Origin of the sequence: Staphylococcus sp. KUGN1 (assembly GCF_045984185.1) — a bacterium.
In the GTDB taxonomy this organism is placed as follows: Bacteria; Bacillota; Bacilli; order Staphylococcales; family Staphylococcaceae; genus Staphylococcus; species Staphylococcus warneri_A.
Genome location: NZ_JBJQIL010000017.1, coordinates 1 through 1,213, shown reverse-complemented (window position 1 = coordinate 1,213; position 1,213 = coordinate 1). Strand labels below are relative to the sequence as shown.

Here is a 1,213-nt window from a genome sequence, read left to right as displayed (position 1 = left end):
TATTTGGTATTCCAGGTGCAAAAATTGACTATTTATTTAACGCACTTGAAGACGATGGACCTGAACTTATTGTTACGCGTCACGAGCAAAACGCAGCAATGATGGCCCAAGGTATAGGACGACTAACTGGTAAACCAGGTGTCGCACTTGTAACGAGTGGTCCAGGTGTCAGTAACTTAACGACCGGACTATTAACAGCAACATCTGAAGGAGATCCCGTATTAGCTTTAGGAGGACAAGTTAAACGTAATGATTTATTACGTTTAACACATCAAAGTATAGATAATGCGGCATTATTAAAATATTCAACAAAGTATAGTGAAGAAGTACAAGATCCTGAATCTTTATCAGAAGTCATGACTAATGCTATGAGAACAGCAACATCAGGTAAAAATGGTGCGAGTTTTATTAGTATTCCACAAGATGTTATTTCAGCACCAGTAGAATCAAAAGCTATAGCACTATGTCAAAAGCCCAATTTAGGTGTTCCTAGTGAGCAAGATATAAATGACGTGATTGATGCAATTAAAAATGCAGCATTCCCTGTTTTACTTGCTGGTATGAGAAGTTCAAGTGCAAATGAAACAAATGCTATCCGTAAATTAGTTGAAAAGACAAATTTACCAGTAGTTGAAACATTCCAAGGTGCTGGTGTCATTAGTCGCGATTTAGAAAATCACTTCTTTGGTCGTGTAGGATTATTCCGTAACCAAGTAGGAGATGAATTGCTTCGTAAAAGTGATTTAGTTGTCACAATTGGTTATGATCCGATTGAGTACGAAGCAAGTAATTGGAATAAGGAATTAGACACAAAAGTGATCAATATTGATGAAGTTCCAGCAGAAATTACAAATTATATGCAACCTACTAAAGAATTAATTGGTAATATTGCAGGAACTATAGAAATGATATCTGACAAAGTAGATGAACCATTTATTAACCAACAACATTTAGATGAATTAGAGCAGTTAAGAGCACATATTGTTGAAGAAACGGGTATTAAAGCAACTCATAAAGATGGTGTATTACATCCAATCGAAATTATCGAATCTATGCAAAAAATGTTAACGGATGATACTACGGTTACCGTTGATGTCGGAAGTCATTATATTTGGATGGCACGTAAATTCAGAAGTTATAATCCGAGACATTTGTTATTTAGTAATGGTATGCAAACGTTAGGTGTTGCATTACCTTGGGCGATTTCAGCAGC

General features: G+C 35.9%; 1 protein-coding gene. It reads left to right on the top strand.

Features of this window, described 5'->3' with window-relative positions; genetic code table 11:
• Positions 1-1,213, top strand: a 1,213-nt coding sequence (gene alsS / locus ACJQQZ_RS12515) for an acetolactate synthase AlsS (RefSeq protein WP_408023171.1), incomplete at both ends; no start/stop codon positions are given.